17 protein-coding genes are annotated in these 21,820 nt (G+C 64.2%); 10 read left to right on the top strand and 7 right to left on the bottom strand.

All coding sequences use genetic code 11. The features are described 5' to 3' along the window. The first annotated feature begins 35 nt into the window (after positions 1-35). From HSEST_RS10395 to HSEST_RS10420, 6 genes are all read left to right on the top strand, one after another. Positions 36-722, top strand: a complete 687-nt coding sequence (locus HSEST_RS10395; protein WP_229120864.1) for a PHP domain-containing protein — start codon at positions 36-38, stop codon at positions 720-722. 2 nt (positions 723-724) lie between these two features. After that, a complete protein-coding gene (locus tag HSEST_RS10400) occupies positions 725-1,786 on the top strand; it encodes an asparagine synthase C-terminal domain-containing protein (protein ID WP_418886548.1) in 1,062 nt (353 codons plus the stop codon). A gap of 47 nt (positions 1,787-1,833) precedes the next feature. Continuing rightward, positions 1,834-2,292 carry a GNAT family N-acetyltransferase gene (locus tag HSEST_RS10405; protein WP_229120866.1) on the top strand — a complete coding sequence of 153 codons (459 nt, stop codon included), beginning with the start codon at positions 1,834-1,836 and terminating at the stop codon, positions 2,290-2,292. Positions 2,293-2,569: 277 nt separating this feature from the next. After that, the gene (gene gltB / locus HSEST_RS10410; RefSeq protein ID WP_229120867.1) at positions 2,570-7,096 is read left to right on the top strand and encodes a glutamate synthase large subunit; all 4,527 of its coding nucleotides are present in this window, start codon (positions 2,570-2,572) and stop codon (positions 7,094-7,096) included. Then, complete coding sequence (locus HSEST_RS10415) at positions 7,096-8,580, top strand: glutamate synthase subunit beta (RefSeq protein ID WP_229120868.1); 1,485 nt, start codon at positions 7,096-7,098, stop codon at positions 8,578-8,580. The genes gltB and HSEST_RS10415 overlap by 1 nt, the downstream gene beginning before the upstream one ends. A 114-nt stretch (positions 8,581-8,694) precedes the next feature. Then, entirely contained in the window at positions 8,695-9,318 is a 624-nt protein-coding gene (locus HSEST_RS10420; RefSeq protein WP_229120869.1) for a uracil-DNA glycosylase family protein, read from the top strand. A 58-nt stretch (positions 9,319-9,376) separates the two neighbouring features. Here the strand turns inward: HSEST_RS10420 and engB are convergent, their stop codons facing one another. Further along, the gene (gene engB, locus HSEST_RS10425) at positions 9,377-9,994 is read right to left on the bottom strand and encodes a GTP-binding protein EngB (protein ID WP_229120870.1); all 618 of its coding nucleotides are present in this window, start codon (positions 9,992-9,994) and stop codon (positions 9,377-9,379) included. A gap of 122 nt (positions 9,995-10,116) precedes the next feature. On the opposite strand from engB, the gene HSEST_RS10430 reads away from it, so the two are divergent. Next, the gene (locus HSEST_RS10430; protein WP_229120871.1) at positions 10,117-11,400 is read left to right on the top strand and encodes a TIGR00341 family protein; all 1,284 of its coding nucleotides are present in this window, start codon (positions 10,117-10,119) and stop codon (positions 11,398-11,400) included. A 73-nt stretch (positions 11,401-11,473) separates the two neighbouring features. Here HSEST_RS10430 and HSEST_RS10435 read toward each other — a convergent pair whose 3' ends face one another. The 3 genes from HSEST_RS10435 to HSEST_RS10445 all read right to left on the bottom strand — a co-directional run bounded on the left by HSEST_RS10435 (position 11,474) and on the right by HSEST_RS10445 (position 13,511). Beyond that, positions 11,474-12,481 carry an NOG1 family protein gene (locus HSEST_RS10435; protein WP_229120872.1) on the bottom strand — a complete coding sequence of 336 codons (1,008 nt, stop codon included), beginning with the start codon at positions 12,479-12,481 and terminating at the stop codon, positions 11,474-11,476. 69 nt (positions 12,482-12,550) lie between these two features. Next, the gene (locus HSEST_RS10440; protein WP_229120873.1) at positions 12,551-13,198 is read right to left on the bottom strand and encodes a twin-arginine translocation signal domain-containing protein; all 648 of its coding nucleotides are present in this window, start codon (positions 13,196-13,198) and stop codon (positions 12,551-12,553) included. 67 nt (positions 13,199-13,265) lie between these two features. After that, positions 13,266-13,511: a ferredoxin gene (locus HSEST_RS10445; protein WP_229120874.1), complete on the bottom strand. Its 246-nt coding sequence runs from the start codon at positions 13,509-13,511 to the stop codon at positions 13,266-13,268. Between the two features lie 80 nt (positions 13,512-13,591). On the opposite strand from HSEST_RS10445, the gene HSEST_RS10450 reads away from it, so the two are divergent. Together HSEST_RS10450 and cgi121 are read left to right on the top strand one after the other, a co-directional pair. Next, positions 13,592-15,892 carry an ATP-dependent DNA helicase gene (locus HSEST_RS10450; RefSeq protein WP_229120875.1) on the top strand — a complete coding sequence of 767 codons (2,301 nt, stop codon included), beginning with the start codon at positions 13,592-13,594 and terminating at the stop codon, positions 15,890-15,892. Then, a complete protein-coding gene (gene cgi121 / locus HSEST_RS10455; RefSeq protein ID WP_229120876.1) occupies positions 15,892-16,428 on the top strand; it encodes a KEOPS complex subunit Cgi121 in 537 nt (178 codons plus the stop codon). The genes HSEST_RS10450 and cgi121 overlap by 1 nt, the downstream gene beginning before the upstream one ends. Before the next feature lie 37 nt (positions 16,429-16,465). On the opposite strand, the gene HSEST_RS10460 is transcribed toward cgi121, so the two are convergent. After that, positions 16,466-17,434, bottom strand: a complete 969-nt coding sequence (locus HSEST_RS10460) for an ABC transporter substrate-binding protein (protein WP_229120877.1) — start codon at positions 17,432-17,434, stop codon at positions 16,466-16,468. 131 nt (positions 17,435-17,565) lie between these two features. On the opposite strand from HSEST_RS10460, the gene HSEST_RS10465 reads away from it, so the two are divergent. Then, entirely contained in the window at positions 17,566-18,561 is a 996-nt protein-coding gene (locus tag HSEST_RS10465) for an ABC transporter substrate-binding protein (protein WP_229120878.1), read from the top strand. A gap of 90 nt (positions 18,562-18,651) precedes the next feature. Here HSEST_RS10465 and HSEST_RS10470 read toward each other — a convergent pair whose 3' ends face one another. Next, complete coding sequence (locus HSEST_RS10470; RefSeq protein WP_229120879.1) at positions 18,652-20,433, bottom strand: ABC transporter permease; 1,782 nt, start codon at positions 20,431-20,433, stop codon at positions 18,652-18,654. A 48-nt stretch (positions 20,434-20,481) separates the two neighbouring features. Next, complete coding sequence (locus HSEST_RS10475; RefSeq protein WP_229120880.1) at positions 20,482-21,588, bottom strand: hypothetical protein; 1,107 nt, start codon at positions 21,586-21,588, stop codon at positions 20,482-20,484. Positions 21,589-21,820: the final 232 nt, after the last annotated feature.

The raw sequence follows: 21,820 nt of genomic DNA on the forward strand, positions 1-21,820 counted from the left end.
AGCCGTTTTTGATCGGTGCCGTCGAAGCCCCGCTCGTGCTCTCGGTCGAGCTTCACGTTCACTCCTCGCTATCCTACGACGGGCGTGACTCCGTCGATGCGCTGTTGGAGAGAGCGCAGAACGCGTCCCTCGATGCACTGGCAATCACTGATCACGACGAGTTCGACGCGAGCCGCGAGGCCGTCGAAAAAGCCCCCGCGTACGACCTCGTCGGTATCCCGGGGATGGAAGTGACCAGTGACGCCGGCCACGTGCTGGCGCTCGGTATCTCCGAGGCGATCCCGTCGGGGCTGCCGTTCGTCGAGACGCTCGACCGGATCCACGATCACGGCGGTATCGCCGTCGTCCCACACCCGTTCCAGGAGTCACGGAGCGGCGTAATGGCGAACATCTCCCGGGTGGAACTGGCCCGCGCGGACGCGATCGAGGTCTACAACTCCCGGTTGCTGACCGGCTACGCCAACAAGCAGGCCCGGGAGTTCGCAACCGAGCACGGGATCCCGATGACGGCCGGCAGCGACGCCCACATCGCGGAGATGGTCGGCCGGGCGATCACGAACGTCGACGCCGACGAGCGATCGGTCGAGGCGATCCTCTCGGCGATCGCCGAGGGCCGAACGGAGATCGAGGGGAAACGAACTCCCTGGCATATCAGTTTCAAACAGGCCGCCGGCGGGGCGAAACGACGCGTCCGATCACGCCTGGCGGACTTCTTCGAATGACGCTGCACGGTGCTTCCCCCGCAGTCGTCCGGGCGGCGATCCAGCGCGGCGATCCGCTCCCCGGTGCCCGTGGGTTCGCCGGCGAGGTCGACGGGATGCTCGTCCGGGACGTGCTCGGCCGGTATCCACTCTTTGTCGACGGCGAGTCCTGGGCGTTCGATCCGTCCGAACTCGCTGACCCGGAGCCGTTTCCGGCCGGCCACGTCCGAACGGCCCAGGGCCTCGAACGGTGGGGCGAGCTCCCCGATCCGTCAGTTGCCGAGCCGAGCGAGGGCGTCGCGGCCGTTCGCTCGGCGCTCGAGCGCGCCTTCTCGACGATCGATACCGATGGGCTCGCAATTGCTTTCTCCGGTGGCGTTGATTCGGCATTGCTTGCGGCTGCGCTTGAGGCCCCGCTGTACGTCGCCGGGTTTCCGGACAGCCACGACGTCGAGGCGGCCAAACGCGGCGCCGCGCTGCTCGATCGGGAACTCACGGTCGTCGAGTTGACCCACGAGGACCTCGAAGATGCCGTGCCCGAACTCGTGCGTGCGACCGGGCGGACGAACGCGATGGATATCCAGATCGCGCTGCCGCTGTATCTGGTCGCCGAGCGGGTCGCAGCCGACGGATTCGATCGACTGGCACTCGGACAGGGGGCCGACGAGCTGTTCGGCGGCTACGCGAAGGTGGCGAAAGCGCCCGAGGACCCACGGCTAGACAGCGATACCGTCCGCGGGGCGACCCACGAGGTGATCGAGACACTCCCCGACCAGCTCGAACGGGACGTGCTGGCCGTCCGAGCGGCCGGTGTCGAACCGGTCGCGCCGCTGTTGCACGACGCCGTCGTCGAGGCCGCGCTGGGGCTGCCGGGCGAATTACTCGTCGAGGGGGAGACCCGGAAAGTCGCGCTCCGGGAGGCGGCCTGGCGGTGGCTGCCCGAGGAGCTGGCGACGAAGGACAAAAAGGCCGTCCAGTACGGCAGTCTCGTCGCTCGCGAACTCGACCGGCTGGCCCGCCAGGCCGGGTTCAAGCGCCGAATGGACGACCACGTCACCCAGTACGTCGAGTCGCTCAGTACGTGATCTGTGGCGCGTCACAGTCAAGTCGTCGCCAGCCGAACGATCGCCTAATGGAAGTTACAATACGCCGAGCCGACGCTGACGACGCGGCGAGTCTCGACGTGCTCCGTGCACAGGCGCTCAAGGCGGCGTTTCAGACGGATTACGATCGGAAAACTGTCGGGGAACTGGTCGCGACTGTCGATTCTGAACTCGCGTCCCGGATCGACGACGACCGGTATCTCGTCGTCGTCGCCGAGACAGAGATCACGATCGTCGCATACGCCGTCGCCGACCGTCAGGACGGCGAACTGGTGACGATCGTGACGAGCCCGGACTATCAGCGGTCCGGCTTCGCCAGCGCCGTGCTCGACCGCATCGAGACAGCGGTCGTCGACGCCGGCCACGAGACGCTCTCGGCAACCGTCCCCGACTCCGCGCTGGCGTTTTTCCAAGCCCGCGGCTTCGATCCGGTCGAGACGACCACGTGGCACGATCTCCCCGCGAGCCGCGTCCGAAAATCGCTGTGATGCTGACTGCCGTGCCGGTGAGGTGCTGAACCACTACGTTCCCTTTTGATTCGACCGAATTGGCGTCTCCCCGGAAATGTCTTCGCAGGCACGGCCGACAGTACGGATCGATGTGAAGTCGTGATTAAACAATATAATGAATACTATGTCTTTCGATAGGTATTGTTTCAGTAGCCCATCCTAGGTGTACGATCGTAATATTTGCCGCCCAGAAACCGAACGTGATGTTAGATACCGTGCGATTTATGAGTCTATTTCCCACAGATATACGCAGACTATGGACAGCACCGATACCGGAAAAAATAGACAGCTGCTTGATGAGACGGCACAGAAGGCAAACTGTGGCGTCGGTATCACGCTCGATCTCTCCGGTGAGCACGATCACGATATCATCGAAGACGGACTCGATCTCCTGGAAAACCTCGATCATCGTGGGGCCCGCGGGGCGGAACCGGACACCGGCGACGGCGCCGGGATACTGATCCAGAAGCCGCACGCGTTCTTCGCCGACGAGGTCGACGGGCTCGGCGAGTTCGACGAGTACGGCGTGGGGATGGTCTTTCTGCCGAACGACGAGCCCAGCGCGCAACTCCGGTCGCTGATCGAGACGGCCGCCGATGGGGAGGGGTTCGACGTCGTCGCCTGGCGCTCGGTCCCGACCGACAACAGTTCTCTCGGTGAGACCGCCGTCGAGACTGAACCGGACATCGAACAGTTCTTCGTCGAGCCACAGGACGACCGCTCGCCCGAGGAACTCGACTCGGACCTGTACGTCCTCCGTCGCGTCATCGAGAACCGGGTCGCCGAGCGCGACCCTCCGGGCAGTGATCGGTTCTACGTCTGCTCGCTCGATCGCCGGAAGATCGTCTACAAGGGGCTGTTGACGAACGCACAGGTCAGGCAATACTACCCCGACCTCTCCGACGAGCGAGTCGTCTCCCGGCTCGCGTTCGTCCACTCGCGGTTCTCGACGAACACGCTGGGCGCGTGGGAACTCGCACATCCCTACCGCAACATCATCCACAACGGCGAGATCAACACGCTCCGGGGCAACCTCAACTGGATGCAGGCGCGCGAGCCCGATCTGGACAGTCCCGCGTTCGGTTCGGACATCGAGAAGCTCAAACCGATCACCGACGAGGACCAGAGCGATACCGCCGTCGTCGACAACGTCCTGGAGTTGCTCGTCGAGAGCGGTCGATCGATGCCCCACGCCCTCCGGATGCTCGTTCCCGAGGCCTGGGAGCAGAACGCCCAGCTCGATCAGGACCGGAAAGACTGGTATCGCTACCACTCGACGATCAACGAACCGTGGGACGGCCCGGCGCTGATCGCCTACACTGACGGGTTCAAAGTCGGCGCAGTCCTGGATCGGAACGGGCTCCGGCCGTGCCGGTACGCCGTCACGGAAGACGATCGGCTCGTGATGGCCAGCGAGGCCGGCGCGCTGGAACTCCAGGAGGAGAACGTCGCACACAGGGACCGTCTGCAGCCGGGGCAGCTGTTCTACGCCGACCCGGAGGAGGGCGGGATCGTCTCCGACGACGAGATGTTCGATAGCCTGACCGACGAGAAATACGGCGAGTGGCTCGAGGAACAGGAGGTCCGTCTGGACGATCTCGACGACGGCGTCGAACGGACGCCTACGTACGTCGACGACGAGATCGCTGCCTACCAGCGGGCGTTCGGCTACACGCTCGATCACGTCGAACACCTCGTCGAACCGATGGCCGAGGACGGCAAAGATCCGGTCGGCGCGATGGGCAACGACACGCCGCTGTCAGTCCTCTCCAGTCGCAACAAGACGCTGTTCACCTACTTCAAACAGCTGTTCGCACAGGTGTCGAACCCGCCGATCGACTACATCCGCGAGGAGACCGTCACCTCGCTGGAACAGCACGTCGGCCACCAGCGCAACCTCCTGGGAGAGAGCCCGGAGCACTGCCGACAGCTCCACCTGGAGTCGCCGATCCTCACGCGCCAGCAACAGGCGACGATCGAGGACATCGATCGGAACGGCGTCACCGCCGAGACGATCGACATCACCTACGAGAAGGGCGGCGACCTGCAAACGGCCGTCGAAGCCGTGCGCGAGCAGGCCGTCGAAGCGATCGAAAACGGCGCGGAACTGCTAGTCTTGTCCGACCGAAACACGGGCCCGGACCGCGTGCCGATCCCGAGCCTGCTGGCGACCGGCGGCGTCCATCATCACCTCGTCCGGGAGGGGCTGCGGACGCGCACCGGCCTGCTCGTCGAGAGCGGCCAGCCCTGCGCCGTCCATCACTTCGCCACGCTCGTCGGCTACGGCGCCGACGCCGTGACGCCGTATCTGGCCTACGAGACGATCGAGAACCTCGTCCACGAGGGGATCGTCGACCACGACGCCGAGGCGGCGCTGGCACAGTACCGCCACGCCGTCGAGGACGGCATCCAGAAGGTTATGGCCAAGATGGGCATCTCCACTCTGGAGAGTTACAAGGGCGCCCAGATTTTCGAGGCAGTCGGGCTGGATTCAGGGTTCGTCGAGGAGTACTTCCGCGGCACCGAGAACCGCACGGAAGGTATCGGTATCGACGAGCTCGAAGCCGACCTGCTCGAACGCCACGAGTACGGCTTCGAGGCCGACATCAGCGGCTCGCTGCACCTGGATCAGGGCGGCGAGCTCAACTGGCGCCGTGACGGCGAGTTCCACCAGTGGAACCCGACGACGATCGGCAAGCTCCAGAACGCGGCCCAGAACGACGACTACGAGGCCTACCGGGAGTTCGCGTCGGTCATCAACGACCAGCAGGAGCGACTGCAGACGCTCCGCGGACTGCTCGCGTTCGATACCGAGTCCAGAGAGTCGATCCCGATCGAGGAGGTCCAGCCGGTCGAGGAGATCACACAGCGCTTTTTCACGGGATCGATGTCCTTCGGCTCGCTGAGCAAGGAGGCTCACGAGACGCTGGCTGCGGGGATGAACCGCGTCGGCGGCTTCGCGGGCACCGGCGAGGGCGGCGAACCGACCGAGCGGTTCGGCACCGAACGCGAGTGTGCCAACAAGCAGGTCGCGTCCGGCCGGTTCGGCGTCACGAGCAACTACCTCGCCAACGCGGAGATGCTGGAGATCAAGATGGCTCAGGGCTCCAAGCCCGGCGAGGGCGGCCACCTGCCCGGCGAGAAGGTCAACGAGATCATCGCCGACACCCGGTCGACGACGCCCGGCGTGCCGCTGATCTCGCCGCCGCCCCACCACGACATCTACTCCATCGAGGATCTCGCCCAGTTGATCCACGACCTGAAGTGCTCGAATCCCGACGCCGGCGTCCACGTCAAACTCGTCTCCGAGGCGGGTATCGGCATTATCGCCGCCGGCGTCTCCAAAGCCAAAGCCGACTCGGTGCTCATCTCCGGAGCGGCCGGCGGGACCGGAGCCTCGCCCAAGACCTCGATCAAGAATGCGGGCCTGCCCTGGGAACTCGGCCTGGCCGAAGCCCAGCAGGTCCTCGTCGAGAACGGGCTGCGCTCGCGGATCAAAGTCCGGGTCGACGGCGGCATGAAGACGGGACGAGACGTCGTCGTCGGCGCGTTGCTCGGTGCCGAGGAATACGGGTTCGGCACGGCGCCGCTGATCACGTGTGGCTGTCTCATGCTCCGGCAGTGTCACAACAATACGTGTTCGGTCGGTGTGGCGACCCAGGACGAGGAGTTGCGCGATCGGTTCCCCGGCGATCCCGAGTACGTCGCCACCTACATGCGCCACATGGCACAGGAGGTCCGCGAGTACATGGCCGAACTCGGCTTCCGGTCGATCGACGAGATGATCGGCCGGGTCGACCTGCTCGAACAGAAAGAGGTGGACCACCCGAAAGCCAAACACGTCGACCTCTCGGCGCTCCTCTGGGAACCCGAGGGCGACGACACCAGGAAGACGACCGAACAGAACCACCACCTCGAGGAGAAACTCGACCAGCAGCTGCTCGATGCGGCCCGGCCGGCGATCGAGGACGGCGACAGCGTCCACGTCGATCTGGCGGCCGGCAACGAGGACCGGACGCTGGGCGCGATGCTGTCCTCTGAGGTCTCGAAGGCGCACGGCGAGGACGGACTACCCGAGGATACGGTCTCCATCGACGTCGAGGGAACTGGCGGCCAGAGCTTCGGCGCCTTCCTCACGAACGGGATCACGATGGAACTAGAGGGGAACGCCAACGACTACTGTGGCAAGGGCCTCTCGGGCGGCAAGCTGATCGTCGAGACGCCCGAAGCGGCCGACTACGAGGCCGGCGAGAACATCCTGATCGGCAACGTCGCCCTGTACGGTGGGACTGACGGCGAGGCCTACTTCAACGGTCGGGCCGGCGAGCGCTTCGGCGTCCGCAACTCCGGAGTCAAGACGGTCGTCGAGGGCGTCGGCGACCACGGCTGTGAGTACATGACCGGCGGAGTCGCGGTGATCCTCGGTGACACGGGCAAGAACTTCGGGGCCGGCATGTCCGGCGGCGAGGCCTACGTCCTCGACGAGAGCGGCGACTTCGCCGAGAACGTCAACAGAGACATGGTCTCCATGGAATCGGTCGAAAGCGACCGCGACAGACAGATGATCAAACGCATGATCCAAAACCACGTCCGCTATACGGGCAGCGAGAAAGGCCAGGAGATCCTCGATCACTTCGAGGAGTACGTCGACCAGTTCGTGAAGGTCATGCCCGACGCTTACGCCGAGGTCGTCCGCCAACATCTCGAAGACGGCGAGGACATCAGGGTCTCGCCGCCGGCCGCGCCGACCACGGCCGCGAACCCAACGGAGGGTGACGACTGATGAGCAAGGACCACCCCGACGGCTATCTGAAGAACGAGCGCGAACCGATCCACAAGCGCGATCCCGACGAGCGCAAGGGCGACTTCGAGGAGATCTGGGAACAGAAGTGGGATGAGGATCACCTCAAGTCCCAGGGCGAGCGCTGCATGTCCTGTGGGACGCCGGCCTGTATGAGCGGGTGCCCGATCGGGAACATCATTCCCGACTGGAACGACCTCGTGTACCGGGGCGACTGGAAGCGGGCGCTCGAACGGCTGCACGCGACCAACAACTTCCCCGAATTCACGGGCTACAACTGTCCGGCACCCTGTGAGAACACCTGCACCCTCAAGTACAACGACGACCCGGTGACGATCAAGTCCATCGAGCGGGCGATCGTCGACAGGGGCTGGGAAGAAGGCTGGATCGAGCCCGACCCGCCCCAGCAGCGGACCGACGAGGAAGTCGCGATCGTCGGCTCCGGGCCGGCGGGGCTGGCCGCCGCACAGCAACTGAACCGGGCTGGCCACCACGTTACTGTCTACGAACGTGACGAGAATCCCGGTGGGCTGATGCGGTACGGGATTCCTGACGCCAAGTTCAGCAAGGCGAAGGTCGAGCGGCGGATCGACCAACTGCGCCAGGAGGGGATCACCTTCGAGTGCGGCGTCGAGGTCGGCGAGGACATCCCCGTCGAGACGCTCGAGACGGAGTACGACGCCGCGTGTATCGCTGTCGGCTCCCAGAAGCCGATCGAACTACCGATCGAGGGCCGCGAACTGGACGGGATCCACCGGGCGATGGAGTATCTGCCCCGGGCCAATCCCGGCCAGAGCGACGGGATGGCCGTCCCCGAAGCGATGGACGCCGACGGCAAGAGCGTCGTCGTCCTGGGCGGCGGTGATACCGGCGCGGACTGCGTCGGAACGGCCCACCGACAGGGAGCCGAGCAGGTCGTCCAGATCGAACTCCTGCCGAAGCCGCCCGAGGAACGTCCCGACGGCAACCAGTGGCCCGACCAGCCCCAGACCTACGAGAAGTCCTACTCCCAGGAGGAAGGCGGCGTCGAGGAGTACTGCGTCGACACCCAGGCGTTCCGGGATACTGACGGCGACGGCGCGGTCGACACGCTGGTCGCTGACCGCGTCGAGTGGGACGAGGGCGAGGACGGCGACTGGGAGAAGACAGTCGTCGAGGAGGACATCCACGTCGACGCGGACATGGTGTTGCTCGCGGTCGGGTTCACCGGCCCCGAGTCGACGCCGTTCGACCCGCTTGACATCGAGATGACCGAAAACGGGACCTTCGCGACCGACGACAGCCACATGACGAGCGTCGACGGCGTCTTCGCCGCCGGTGATGCCAACTCCGGTCCCTCGCTGATCGTCTGGGCGATCGGGGACGGACGGGACGTCGCTCGCCACATCGACGAGTACCTCACCGGCGAGACGGACCTGCCACCCAGCCTGGAGACGCCGAACGAACTGGTCGTCTCGCGACAGTAGCGGCGGTCTTCCGAGCCCTCGACGGGCGACTGTTCCGGCGGATTACACACGATTGATCGGGAACGAGCAGGTCGAACCGTCGGGGTTTTTTCGTTCTGGCCCATGGAAAACGGCGTGAAGAACGTCACACACCGCCGGTCGAACCCGTTCGGGATGGCACCCGACTGCGAGGTGACCGTGCCGGGATACGGCGACGCGAACGCGCACTTCCACGTCATCGGTGACCACCCCGGCGTCCACGGTGGCGCGGATTCCGGAGTGCCGTTCACAGGAACATCGAGCAGCGAGCGCTTCCAGGACGCGTTAGTCCGGGCGAATCTGCTCGAAGCAGCCGGCACGCCACCGGAAATGGCGAAGACGTATTTCTCGTATCTCTACATGTGTGCATCGGAAAGCGAGCCGACAGCCGCGGACTACGCCGACATGGAGCGGTTTTTCGACTCTGAATTACGAGCGATCACCGCGCACGTCCTGCTGCCGGTCGGCCAGCGTGCGACCGACCACGTCCTCGCCACCTACTCGGCATACGACGGTGTCACGGACATCGACGAGCTACACGCCAGCGAGATCCAGGGCGCGGGCTGGTTGATCTATCCGATCAAGGACCCAGATGAGTGGACCGACGCGGACGAACAGGAGCTGATCGACGCGCTCGTCGCGCTGCAACAGCGTGATTACCGACAGCAAGCCGATCTCGGACGGTTCCTGCCCGGCAGCGATCCGTATCGCGTCCGCTGATGCGTGCGGGAAGCCGGTCGTTCCCGGCGACTCGGAGCGAAGTGCCGTCGACAGCCGATCAGAAGAACTGGTAGAGGTCGTCGCGCTCGGCCTCGTGGAGGTGGCTGCGGACGGCCTCGTTGAGTGGTTCGATGTTCCCCCGTTTTGCCGAGATGGGGGCAATGGTGTCCTGCCACTGCTTCCAGGGCGGGTACAGCCCAAGCCGGTCACAGAGGTCGTTCAGCCGCTGATCGCGATCCTCGACTTTGTCCATCTTGTTGACGGCCACGACCGGCGGGACGCCGACGTCACGCAGGAAGTGGAACATCTCCACGTCGTGGGGAACTTCGTCCTCGCCGGAGTGGCGGTCGATGATGTCGATGACGCTCTTGCCGTCGACGACCAGCACGCCTGCGAGTATCTTCTCGGCGTTGTCCTCGACGTAGCGAACCACGTCGGTTTTGATCTGCTCGCGAACGTCCTCAGGGACCCCCTTCATAAAGCCAAAGCCAGGGAGGTCCGTGATGACGAAGTCTTCGCTGGCCCAGTCGTAGTGGTTGGGCTCACGGGTGACGCCCGGCCGTTGGCCCGTATCGAAGGTGTGGCCGGTAATCTCACGCATCAGTGTGGACTTCCCAACGTTCGATCGCCCGACGAGGGCGACCTCCGCGTCGCGGTCCGGCCGCGTGTCGAACATGGGCGTGAATAGCCGGTCAACGGCGAAAAGGCTGTCTGGTTGAGTCGTCTGCCAGGGAGGAGCGGTTGTCCGGACCGGGGGAGACCCACGGTTATTTGCCCGTACCGCCCGACATCCCGGGCGTGCGACTGCTGCAAGTCACCATCCCGACGGGAAAACGGCAGGCGATCGAGCGGGCACTGGACGACGAAGGGGTCGATTACGTCCTCACTGACGAGACAAGCGGTCGCGAGTACACGGCGGTCGCGTACGTCCCCGTCCCGACGAACGCGGTCGAGCCGGTGCTCGAACGCCTCCGGGATGCGGGGCTGGACGATCAGGCCTACACCGTCGTCGTCGAGGCCAACACCGTCATATCCAAGCGCTTCGAGGAGTTGCAGGACCGCTATGCCGAAGAGAAAGACGAGGAGCGAATCGCCCGCCAGGAACTCACCTCCAAGGCCGAGGATCTGGCACCGAGCACCTCGAACTACGTCATACTGACGGTCGTGAGCGCAGTCATCGCGACTGCCGGACTGCTGCTTGATTCGCCGGCAGTCATCGTCGGCTCGATGGTGATCGCGCCGCTGATCGGGCCGGCCATGGCCGCCAGCGTCGGCACCGTCGTCAACGATCGGGAACTGTTCCGCCGGGGCGTCGTGCTCCAGTTCGCCGGTATATTGCTGGCCATCGTGAGCGCCGCGGCCTTCGCCTGGATCGCCCGAACTGCGAATCTGGTGTCTCCCGGGCTAGTGATCACCGAAGTGCCGTCGATCCGGGAGCGCCTGCTTCCGGATTTCCTCTCGCTTGCGGTCGCCATCGGCGCGGGTATCGCCGGCGTTATCAGCCTCTCTGCGGGCGTCTCGACGGCGCTGGTGGGCGTGATGATCGCCGTCGCGCTCATTCCGCCGGCGGCGACTGTCGGGATCGGGATCGCCTGGGGCGACCCCTGGGTGAGTCTGCCCGCAGCCGTGTTGACGCTGGTGAACGTCCTCTCGATCAACTTCGTCGCACTGGCCGTACTGTGGTATCGCGGCTATCGCCCCAGCGAGTGGTTCCACCAGGACGACGCCCGCCGGACGACCATCCGCCGAATCGCCGTTCTCGTGGCCGCAGTCGCGGTTCTCTCGGTGTTTCTGGGCGGGATCACGTACGACTCCTACCAGCGTGCGACGACCGAAGACGCCATCCGAGCGGACATCGATGCGGCCCTCGCAGAGCGACCAGCGGTGACGGCCCTAGATGTCGAAATCGAACGAACCGACAGCGCGATATTCCGGGAACCACAGCGGGTCGTCGTCACCGTCGGGCTGCCGCCCGGGGAGAGCGAGCCGAGTCTGGTGAGCACGCTTGACGACCGCTTCGAGGAGACGACCGGTCGGAACATCGATACCGAAGTTCGGTACGTGGCCGTCGAATCAGCCTGACCATTGCGCTGTCGGCCTGCGTTCCGAGCCCCAAGATTTTGCGGTGGATGGCAACGCAGACCTCGAACCGGACTCACTCCTCGAAGGGCAGTTCCGGCTCGTAGTCGACGGCCTCGACGACGGCGTCGAGCACGGTCTGGACGTTCTCGTCTTCGGTGACACTCATGTAGTGATCAGCCTCGACGTCCCGGGACCGGTCGGCCTTGTTGCAGACGGTTAGTACCGGTGCGTCCGCGAACTGCTCGACCAGCGCGTCCCGGAGCTCGATCTGCACGTCGGTGGGATAGCCACACTCGCCGCTGGCGTCGACGAGCACGAGCACGGCGTCTGCGAGGTGTTCGAGCGCGCTCACGGCCTGGGACTCGATCTCGTTGCGCTCCTGGGGCGGTCGGTCGAGCAGTCCGGGGGTGTCCACGAGCTGGTAGCGAACGTGCTCGTCCTCGAAGTGGCCGACGTTGATCTCCGTGGTCGTGAACGGGTAGGAGTTGATCTCGTTGCTTGCGCGGGTGACCGCGTTGACAAAGGATGACTTGCCGACGTTGGGGTAGCCCGCGACGACGATGGTCGGTTCGTCCGGACGGATGTCGGGAAGGTCCCGCAGGGCCTCGCGAGCCGCCGCAATGGCGAGCAGTGACTCGGCGACCTGCTCGACGACGTCGGCCAGACGGGCGAAGGCCTGCTTGCGGAGTTTCCGGGCGTGATCGACGTCGCTGGCGTTGCGGAGCTTCGTGTGATACTCCCCGCGGATGTCAGCGGTCTTCCGGGAGGCCCAGGTCACTTCCGAGAGGTGCTGGCGCAGCGCGTCGATGCCGCGGTCGTCCTCGCTGCCGATGGCGGTCTCGCCGGAGATCACGGCGTCGGCCAGGTCCCGATAGAACGGATCCAGATCGTCGAAGTCGGGCCACTCGGTGACGACGTTTTCGAGATTGTCCGAGAGGATATTCGCGGCCGTCTGGAGCATCGAGGACTGCGCCTCGAAGCCCTGCTTGGCCCGGCCGGCACGGGACGCTCGCGAGAAGGCCTTGTCGACGAGTTCCGACGATCGCGGGGTCGTCGGGAGGTTTTCGAACGGTTGGCTCATTGGGCACTCGTAGACGACCGGGACGGAAAAGCGACCCTATTGCGATCGCAAGCGATCGAAGACGGGGATTCACTCCAATCTGACGTTGTCCAGGATCCCGACGGCACCGGTCTCCCAGATGATGTTCAGCCCGACCGCGACCAGACCGGTTCCGTCGTGGCTGACGTCGTACTCGTAGGACTTCCAGCCCTCGTGGTCCCACAGGGAGTGTTCGCGGTCGAAATCCGTCTCCACGAGCCCATCTTCGGGGACCGGACCCGTGTAGGTCGCAACCTGTAGGACCGTGTTGAACGAGTTCTGCTCGCTGTAGCCGTCGACGGCCAGCGTCGAGACCTCCGAGAGGTCGACTTCCTGCTGGACCCAGACCGTCCCGTCGTCGGCACTCCCGTCGATGAAGATCCGCAGTGCTGACTCGCCGTCGGAGGCCTGCTCGCCCGTCAGTTCGACCGACGAGTCGACCTTCTCGTCTTCCTCGCCGGGCTTCTCGGGGAGGTCTTTGCCGATCGTCCAGCCGTCGAGTTCGGATTCGAAACTCCCGTTGGCGAGGGTCATCGGTTCTGTCGTGGGTGGTTCGGTGGTTGGCGGCTCTGTCGTCGGGTCCGACCCTGGCGTATCGGTCGGATCGTCGGATTCGGCAGGCGATGCGTCGCTGCCGGAACAGCCGGCGACCAGCGCGGCAGTCACAGCCGTCCCAGCCAGGAAGTGGCGTCGTTTCACACCTGAGACGACGGTGGACATTTAAAAAGTATTCGCGGATGCTCAAACGGCCGTTTGACCGTTGACGCTACGGGACCAGTTGGTCGCCGTCGTCATCGTAGACAGTGATCGCGTCGACGGGACAGGTTCGGGCGGCGAACTTCGCGTCGAGTTCGGCGTCATCGGGCACCTCGCGAACGAAGACGTCTTCGCTGCCTTCCTCGCTGTCAGCAAGGACCGCTTTGCCGGCGTCCTCGTCGCGCTCGAAAGCGTCCCACTCTTCGACGCACTGGAACATCCCGATACAGGTGTCGTAATCGTACTCGATTCGCATATGTCCGCTTGGACCGCATCAATCAAAGCCCTGGCGGCGGTGCGACAATTTAAACCCGACGACGACCCAACCACGTCCCAATGGACGTCGCGGACATCCCGGCGATCCCGGAGTGGCTCCCCGACCATCTCCGGGAGTCAGGTATCGACTCACTCTACCCCCCGCAAGCCGAAGCCGTCGAGGCGGGCGTCACCGAAGGCGAGAACCTGGTGGCGTCGATCCCGACCGCCAGCGGCAAGACGCTCATTGCCGAGCTGGCGATGCTCGCCAGCGTCGCCCGCGGCGGGACGGCCCTCTACATCGTGCCCTTGCGGGCGCTGGCCAGCGAGAAACACGCCGAATTCGAGCAGTTCGAACAGTACGGACTGGACGTCGGCGTCTCGACCGGCAATTACGAGTCCGAAGGAGGATGGCTTGCTGGCAAAGACATCATCGTCGCCACCAGCGAGAAGGTAGACTCGCTCGTTCGTAACGGTGCACCCTGGCTCGAGGAGTTGACCTGCGTCGTCGCCGACGAGGTCCACCTGGTCGACGACGGCGAGCGCGGCCCCACACTGGAGGTGACACTGGCGAAGCTCCGGCGGATCACCGCCGGCCTGCAGACGGTCGCGCTGTCGGCGACCATCGGCAACGCCGGGGAACTCGCCGAGTGGCTCGACGCCGAACTGCTCGATTCGGACTGGCGGCCGATCGACCTCAAGAAGGGGGTCCACTACGGCCAGGCGCTCCATCTGGAGGACGGCAGCCAGCAGGAACTCAGGGTGCGCGACGGCGAGAAACAGACGGCTGCCGTCGTCCGGGACACTCTCGAACCTGACCGCGACGAGGACGGGACCATCCGCGAGGAGGGAGGGTCGTCGCTGGTATTCGTCAACTCCCGGCGCAACGCGGAGGCGGCGGCCGGTCGGCTGGCTGGCGTCGTCTCCGAGTATCTCGACCCCGAAGAGCGTGCGGCCCTGGCCGAGGTGGCCGAGGAGATCAGGGATGTCAGCGACACCGAGACCAGCGACGACTTGGCCGACGCGGTCGCGGACGGCGCGGCCTTTCACCACGCGGGCCTCTCGCGAGGCCACCGCGAACTCGTCGAGGAGGCGTTTCGCGACCGGCTGATCAAGGTCGTCAGCGCGACGCCGACGCTGGCGGCGGGCGTCAACACTCCCTCTCGGCGCGTGATCGTCCGGGACTGGCGACGGTACGACGGGACCGCCGGCGGTATGCAACCACTCTCTGTCCTGGAGGTCCATCAGATGATGGGCCGGGCCGGCCGCCCCGGACGGGACCCCTACGGAGAGGCAGTACTGGTCGCCAGCAGCCACGACGAGCTCGACGAACTCTTCGAGCGCTACGTCTGGGCCGAGCCCGAGCCCGTCCGGTCGAAGCTGGCCGCCGAGCCCGCCCTGCGGACGCACATCCTCGCGACCGTCGCCTCCGGGTTCGCCAGCACGCGCGAGGGACTGCTGGAGTTTCTGGAGGCGACGCTGTACGCGACCCAGACCGACGAGCGCGGTCGGCTGGAAGAGGTGACCGACGACGTGATCGCGTATCTCGAACGCAACGGCTTTCTGGAGCGCGATGACGGTGGGCTCACTGCGACGAATCTCGGCCACACCGTCTCGCGGCTGTATCTCGATCCGATGAGCGCCGCCGAGATCATCGACGGGCTGGACGACGCCGACGATCGGCCCACGGTGCTCGGGCTCTACCAGCTGGTCGCCCGCACGCCGGACATGTACGAACTGTACCTCCGCTCGGGCGAGGACGAGGAGTACACGATGCTGGCCTACGAGCGCGAGTCGGAGTTCCTGGGGTCGATGCCGAGCGAGTTCGAGGACGACCGTTTCGAGGACTGGCTCTCGGCGCTGAAGACCGCACGACTGCTCGAAGACTGGGCCAGCGAACGTGAGGAAGACGAGATCACGGACCGCTACGGGATCGGGCCGGGCGACATCCGCGGGAAGGTCGAGGCCGCCTCGTGGCTGCTCGGGGCCGCCGAGTCGCTCGCGGGGGAACTCGGCCTCGATTGCACGCCCGCGATCCGGGAGGCCCGAACGCGCGTCGAGGACGGCGTCAGGGAGGAGCTGCTCGACCTGGTGAGCGTCCGTGGCGTCGGTCGAAAACGTGCTCGACGGCTGTACGACGCCGGGATCGAGGATCGGGCGGCACTGCGCGAGGCCGACAAAGCCGCCGTCCTGGCCGCGCTCCGTAACCGTCGCTCGACGGCCGAGACGATCCTCGAAAACGTCGGCCATCGAGCCCCGTCGATGGACGGCGTCGAACCCGATCCGGACGCCTCGCCCGACAGTGCCGACTCCGGGCCGACCGATGCCAGTGAGAGCGGCGACGACTCCGCCGAAGACCAGGCGAGTCTGGGTGATTTCTGATGCAGCTACTCGAAGCGACTGTCACGGTCGAGGACCTCGACGCGTTCGTCGCGCAATTGGGCGAGATCGGCGACGAGCACGGTGTGGCTATCCAGGCGCTTGACGCGCGCTATATCGTCGATCGCGAGCACCTGCAACGAGCGGTCGAGCTGGCCGATCGGGCCTTCGAGCGTGGGGACAATATCGCCGAGGACCGAGCGGTGGAGATACTGCTGTACGTCGCCGGCACCCGGCAGATCAGTCGGGCGCTCGAACTGGGTGTCGAACCGAGCGGTTGTCCGGCAGTGATCGTCGCTCACGATCGCGCTACGGAGACGCGGTCTGCGGACGAGCCAGACGGATCACGGGAGCGTGAACGGGCGGCGCTGGAGTCCGTCCGATCGCTCGCGGCAATCGAGCCGGCAGCGACGCTCGGGGGATACGACGAACGGCGGGTCCGGGAGTGGTTCGACATTACGGACGCCGAGCTCCGGACGGGTGCAAACCGGGCCGCAGTGGTGCGCGAACGCGTCGCGTTGCTGGTCGTCGAGAAGTGATGGCTGCCCCCAAGCGTAGCAACGATCGCCGGCGTCTCTAGCCGAACGTTCCCGTATCGAGAGAGTCAGCCTCGAACAGACGGTCAATGTCGTATCGTCGATCCGCGACCCCCTGCGAGGCGGCGTACTCGACGAGCGTCTCGAGAGTATGGCGATTGTCCTCGGTGAGACCGTATTCCCAGGGATCGGACATGATTTCCCGTTCCCGTTCGAGATAGATTTCGGGCCACAGGACCGGCAACCACTGCGGTCGTTCGAGCCGTTCGAGACACCGCTGTTTCGCGGTTTCGAACGCGTCGTACAGCGTCTGGACGATCCAGGGATGGTCCGTCAGTATCTCGTCTCTGATCACGATCGCATGCATGATTGGGAAGATCGACGTCGATTCGTAGTATGCATGCTCTTCCTCGATCGGATCGGCAAAGAGCCGCTCCGCTTCCGGAATGTCGAGCGTGACCGGGTGGAAAACCGCGTCGAGATCACCGGACTGTAGCAGCGATTCCATATACGGAACCGTACCCCCGCCCGCATCGACGTCGACGACGTCGAATTTGTCCGGTACGTCGATCGGGACGATCTCCTCGCCGATGCGGTGCCACTCGATGCGTTCCGGATCGACGCCGTAGTGTTCTCCCAGGATGCCGCGTTGCCAGATCCCGGTCGTCGTCTGCCAGTTCACGACCCCGACGCGACTGCCTTCGAGATCGGACGGGCGCTCGATTCCGGAGTCGGTCCGTTTGTATATATACGAGTGTCTGAATCGCCGATGGGGAAAGACGGGGATCGCGGTGAACGGGAACGATTCCCGGCGTTCCCGGGTCGCGAGATAAGTTCCCATCGAGAGCTCACAGGCGTCGAATTCCAGATTGTTCACCATCCGGGCAAACCGTTCGGGGTTGTGATAGTCCAGCAGCGTGAGATCGACACCCTCCGGAGAGACAGCCCCGTCCCACAGAGCGCGGGTCCATTCGTAGCGACCACAGGCGAGCGAACACGAAACCGTCATACGTTGTGTTATTGAGAAAAGACCAATATATCCACTGGTCGAATGGGTGTCTCATCCGAGAACCCGGCGACCGAGTCTCGATACCGTAGAACACGTGTTTTTAATGCGTAGGCAGTGTTGTCGGCGGACATATGACAATCGAACTGACGCTCTGTGGCAGCGACAGCGATATCATGCGGTCGTTGCTGACCGGCGAGGTCGAGCCGTCGGGAATCGACCTGACAGCACTGACCGAGTACCCACCGCGGCGACATCGACGCTTCTTTCGACACGGCGAGTTCGACATCTGCGAGGTGTCACTGGCGTCGTACCTGTCGTCACGGACCGATCGAGAGACGTATCCGTTCACTGCGATCCCGGTCTACCCGAGCAAACGGTTTCGACACTCGTTCTTCTACAAGCACGCAGACGCTGGGATCGACGGCCCAGCCGATCTGGCGGGCAAGAACGTGGGCGTGCAGTCGTGGCAGACGACGGCGAACGTCTGGGTGCGGGGTATCGCTCGGGAACACTACGGATTAGATCTCGAAGACGTGACCTGGTACAGACGCAAGGAAGACGACGTGCCGATATCGATCCCCGATCGGTTCGACATCCGGGAGATTCCCGGGAAACAGGACGGGGACGCCGTCTCGGATCCGAAGGACATGCGGGAGATGCTCTTCAGCGGGGAGCTGGACGCGGCGATGGACCCCGCCGGATCGCTGTTTCACGCGGTCAGAGAGTCCGACTCGGTCCAGCTCATGTTCGATGACCCGATTCGGGAAGAGAGGCGATACTACGAGGAGACGGGGATTCATCCGCCGATGCACGTGGTCGCGATCCGCGACGAGATCCTGGAGGAGCATCCGTGGGTCGCGGTGAACGTCTACGACGCGTTCTGCGCAGCTCGCGACGAAGCGATCGAACGCAACAGCAGTCCGAGTACGCACATGACGCTGACCTGGGGCCATCTCCATCTCAGCGAGCAACGGGACGTGCTGGGAGACGACGCGTGGGAGTACGGCCTGACGGAGAAGACCCGCCGGGAGCTACGAACGTTCATCGGGTACGCGCACAATCAGGGGTTGATCCCCCGGAAATACGACATCGCCGAACTCTTCGCCGAGGAGATGCTCGATCTGTAAGCAGTACGACGGAATTTAGGTGCGGTCGGGACTGGTAGATTCCGGACCGATATTCGACATAACGGCGTTCTGGTCGCCCTATGCAGGCGTTCATCGCAACTGATAGAACCGGAGCCCGGAGAATCGGAGCACGACGATGGTGACGAACATCAGCCCCACGAAGACGACGGAGATGGCGGACACGAACTCCAGATCAGCGTAATTTCGCCACTGCAGGAAGATGACGACCGAGACAGTTTCAGTTCCGCGAGTGTAGGTCATAATCGGGATCGTGAGCAGCCGGAAGATGTGGATGAAGAGATAGAAGAGGATGACGCCGATGGTCGTCCGAAACAGCGGCAGGAAGACTTCACGGATCTGCTGGAACCAACTCGCACCGTGTATTCGGGCAGATTCTTCCAGTTCGTGGTGTATTTGGACGATATTCCCGACAGCGATTCGCGAAGTGACTGGGAGGAAGACGACGACACTGCCGAGCATGATGATCCACAGCGTCCCGTAGATGTCCAGGAGGGGGTGTATCTTCCCGAGCCAGAGATACGTGAAGACGACCGCGGCCCCGAGGATGATGCTCGGGATCGCAAGCGGCGCCAGCGAGAGGAAATCGACGAAGCCCCGGAACCGATACTCGGTCCGCTCGGTGTAGTACGCCAGGAACGTGACCAGTATCGTGCCCAGGATAGCGCCGCCGATGCCGATGACGAGACTGTTCGTGAACGCCCGCCGGACGAGTTCGGAGCCGAACACCTCGGCGTAGTGTGACAGGGTGAGGGCGCTCAGATCGACGTGACCGACCCACACGTCGTGCAGCGAGGCGAGGGCCATAACACCGAGCGGGAGGATCCAGAAGACGAACAACACACACCAGAGCGCCCCGGCGATCGGCCATCGCCAGTTCCCGAGGTCCCACTGTCTGGTCTGGTAGCCCTCTCCGCTGATCGTCATGAACGCCTCCGTTCGAGCGGTGACCTTCCGGTAGTACCAGACCAGTACGACCGTCACGGCGAGTAGACTCATGGACAGGGCAGCAGCCCCGCCGTACTGGGGCGGGACAGTGCCGGTGATCGACAGCCAGATCTTGGTCGCGTAGACGTGGAACTGTTCGGGGGCCCCGAGGATCGCGACGACCGCGAACTCCCCGAGGCTGATGATGAACGTGAGCAAGACGGCCGAGAGGATGGCCGGCTTGATCAGCGGAAACGTCACCGATCGGAGCGTCTGGAGTGGGCTGGCACCGTAGATCCGTGCGATCTCCTCGTAGGTCGCGTCCATGTCCTGCAACGCGGGCACGGTCAGCAAGTAGAAGGTCGTCGTCGAGTTGATCCCGACGATGAGGACGATCCAGTGGGGTGTGTAGATGTTGAACGGCGGGGAGTGCAACCCGAACAGATCCATGAGCGTGGTCGTCACCAGCCCGCTGTGTGGACCGAAGGTGACGATGTACATCATCGCGAACATGAAACTCGGAATGGCGTAGGGAGAGAGGATGACCAGTTCCATCCAGCCTTTCGTCGGGACGTTCGTGCGGGCCATGAGCCATGCGAACATGAGACCGAAGAACCCGGCGATACAGGTGACGCCGAGACCGACCAGAACGGAGTTCAGAAAGAGACGGTACGTCTCGATCGATGAGTAGACTGCCTGGTAGTTCCGGAGCGTGAACGACGCATCGAACTGGCCGGGCCACCCGGACCAGACGCTCGTCCAGACCAGAAACACGACCGGCGACAGGACGAGAAAACCGACGAGACCGACGCCGACACCCAGTAGCAGCCGTTTCGTCGTGATCGTGGGGAGCCGATCGAAAAGCCGTATCCGCGGCCAGTCGTGGCGGTCACGCAGCGTCTGTTTGATCAGGTCTGAAACGGACATGGATGGCCTTGTTCGCGTGTGTAGGTGTGGAAAGGTGACGAGCTGACGTTATAGATCCGTTTCGGGCTGGCCGAGTACCTCCTGATACACGCTCTCGGAGAGGCTCTTGTACTCGCTTTCCTCCTCGAACCCGATAAGCGAAACGGAGGTGTCCAGCGTTCGCTCGGTGTAGCTGTCGAGGCCGAGCCCCGAATAATCCACGTCGAGCCGGCCGGGCCCGAACTCGCCGACATCCTGGGCGATCCGTTTCTGCACCCAGCCCTCCATCAGGACGCTGATGAAAAAGCGCGCCGTCCACGGATGGGGGGCGTCGACGTATTCGCTCACGATGCCGGAGCTGAGGAACATCGGCACCGGATCGGGGAAGTGAACCTCGGCGTTCAGCTCGTCGACGAAGCGACGGAGCACCCAGGGGTAGTTGTGGTGCATCAGCGGCGCAGTGCCCTGTCCGAGGAACCGCGCACCGGGCGTGTGCGAGGAGACGATCCGCAGGTCGAGGTGGTCGACCTGGGCCTGGAACCACTCTGCGGGTTCCATCCCCCTCTGCTGGGCGTGATGGGAGACGATCCAGCCGAACCGCTTGAGGTTCGGTGACTGGGGGAAGATGACCGGAGTCCCCTCGTACTGGTCTTCGAAGAGGTCGTTCCAGGAGTTCGGCACGTCGAGTCCCCGGTTGTCGAGTTCGACGGGATTGATACCGATCGCGACCGACGGACCACCGTTCAGCGCCGACGCGAACCACTGGGTCGCGTACTCGGAGACGTCCGAATCGTCCGCGAACCAGTAGTTTTCGTCGTGGGTCGGCTCGATCAGCCGCTCCCGGAGATCCTCGTCGCTATATATTTCATCACCTTGACTGATGATGTCAACGCTGGGTTCGCCGGACTGGTGTTCCTGCAGGATCCGATTCGAGATCTGGCCGCCTTTGCCGGCGACGCCGTCGATCTCGAACCACGGATACTCCTCAGCGATCACCTCGCCGATCTGACTCCACGGTTTGAAACTCCCGGTCCCGGCGTACACGACGACTTTCCCGCTCTCGTCGGTTCGGGCTTTCTCGGCCAGTTCCTCCGTCGTCCACGGTGGTTCCGGTCCCTGTTCGCTGTCGTCGGAACCACTGCCGAACACGCCGGCACAGCCACTGAGTGCGGCCATCGCGGTTCCACTCGCTGCCAATAGGTGCCGCCGCGACGCTCGGGGCGGCGTTCGAGTGCCATCCGATATCTGCCGCAGTTTGCGATCAGACGGAGAATCCGAATTCGGAACCATTCAATACAAACGGAGTACGCGATCCAGATAGTGATATATCTTCATATGTTCTCTTTTCTTATATATTGTCATAGGACACCAATTGGCAAGGCGAGAATTACCCCAGCAACGCGGGTAC

The organism is Halapricum desulfuricans (assembly GCF_017094465.1).
GTDB lineage: Archaea > Halobacteriota > Halobacteria > Halobacteriales > Haloarculaceae > Halapricum.

Coding starts and splice junctions, on each gene's coding strand:
- HSEST_RS10405 (WP_229120866.1), top strand. CDS start 1,834: ATGGAAGTTACAATACGCCGAGCCGACGCTGACGACGCGGCGAGTCTC.
- gltB (WP_229120867.1), top strand. CDS start 2,570: ATGGACAGCACCGATACCGGAAAAAATAGACAGCTGCTTGATGAGACG.
- HSEST_RS10415 (WP_229120868.1), top strand. CDS start 7,096: ATGAGCAAGGACCACCCCGACGGCTATCTGAAGAACGAGCGCGAACCG.
- engB (WP_229120870.1), bottom strand. CDS start 9,994: ATGTTCGACACGCGGCCGGACCGCGACGCGGAGGTCGCCCTCGTCGGG.
- HSEST_RS10435 (WP_229120872.1), bottom strand. CDS start 12,481: ATGAGCCAACCGTTCGAAAACCTCCCGACGACCCCGCGATCGTCGGAA.
- HSEST_RS10445 (WP_229120874.1), bottom strand. CDS start 13,511: ATGCGAATCGAGTACGATTACGACACCTGTATCGGGATGTTCCAGTGC.
- HSEST_RS10450 (WP_229120875.1), top strand. CDS start 13,592: ATGGACGTCGCGGACATCCCGGCGATCCCGGAGTGGCTCCCCGACCAT.
- cgi121 (WP_229120876.1), top strand. CDS start 15,892: ATGCAGCTACTCGAAGCGACTGTCACGGTCGAGGACCTCGACGCGTTC.
- HSEST_RS10460 (WP_229120877.1), bottom strand. CDS start 17,434: ATGACGGTTTCGTGTTCGCTCGCCTGTGGTCGCTACGAATGGACCCGC.
- HSEST_RS10465 (WP_229120878.1), top strand. CDS start 17,566: ATGACAATCGAACTGACGCTCTGTGGCAGCGACAGCGATATCATGCGG.
- HSEST_RS10470 (WP_229120879.1), bottom strand. CDS start 20,433: ATGTCCGTTTCAGACCTGATCAAACAGACGCTGCGTGACCGCCACGAC.
- HSEST_RS10475 (WP_229120880.1), bottom strand. CDS start 21,588: ATGGCCGCACTCAGTGGCTGTGCCGGCGTGTTCGGCAGTGGTTCCGAC.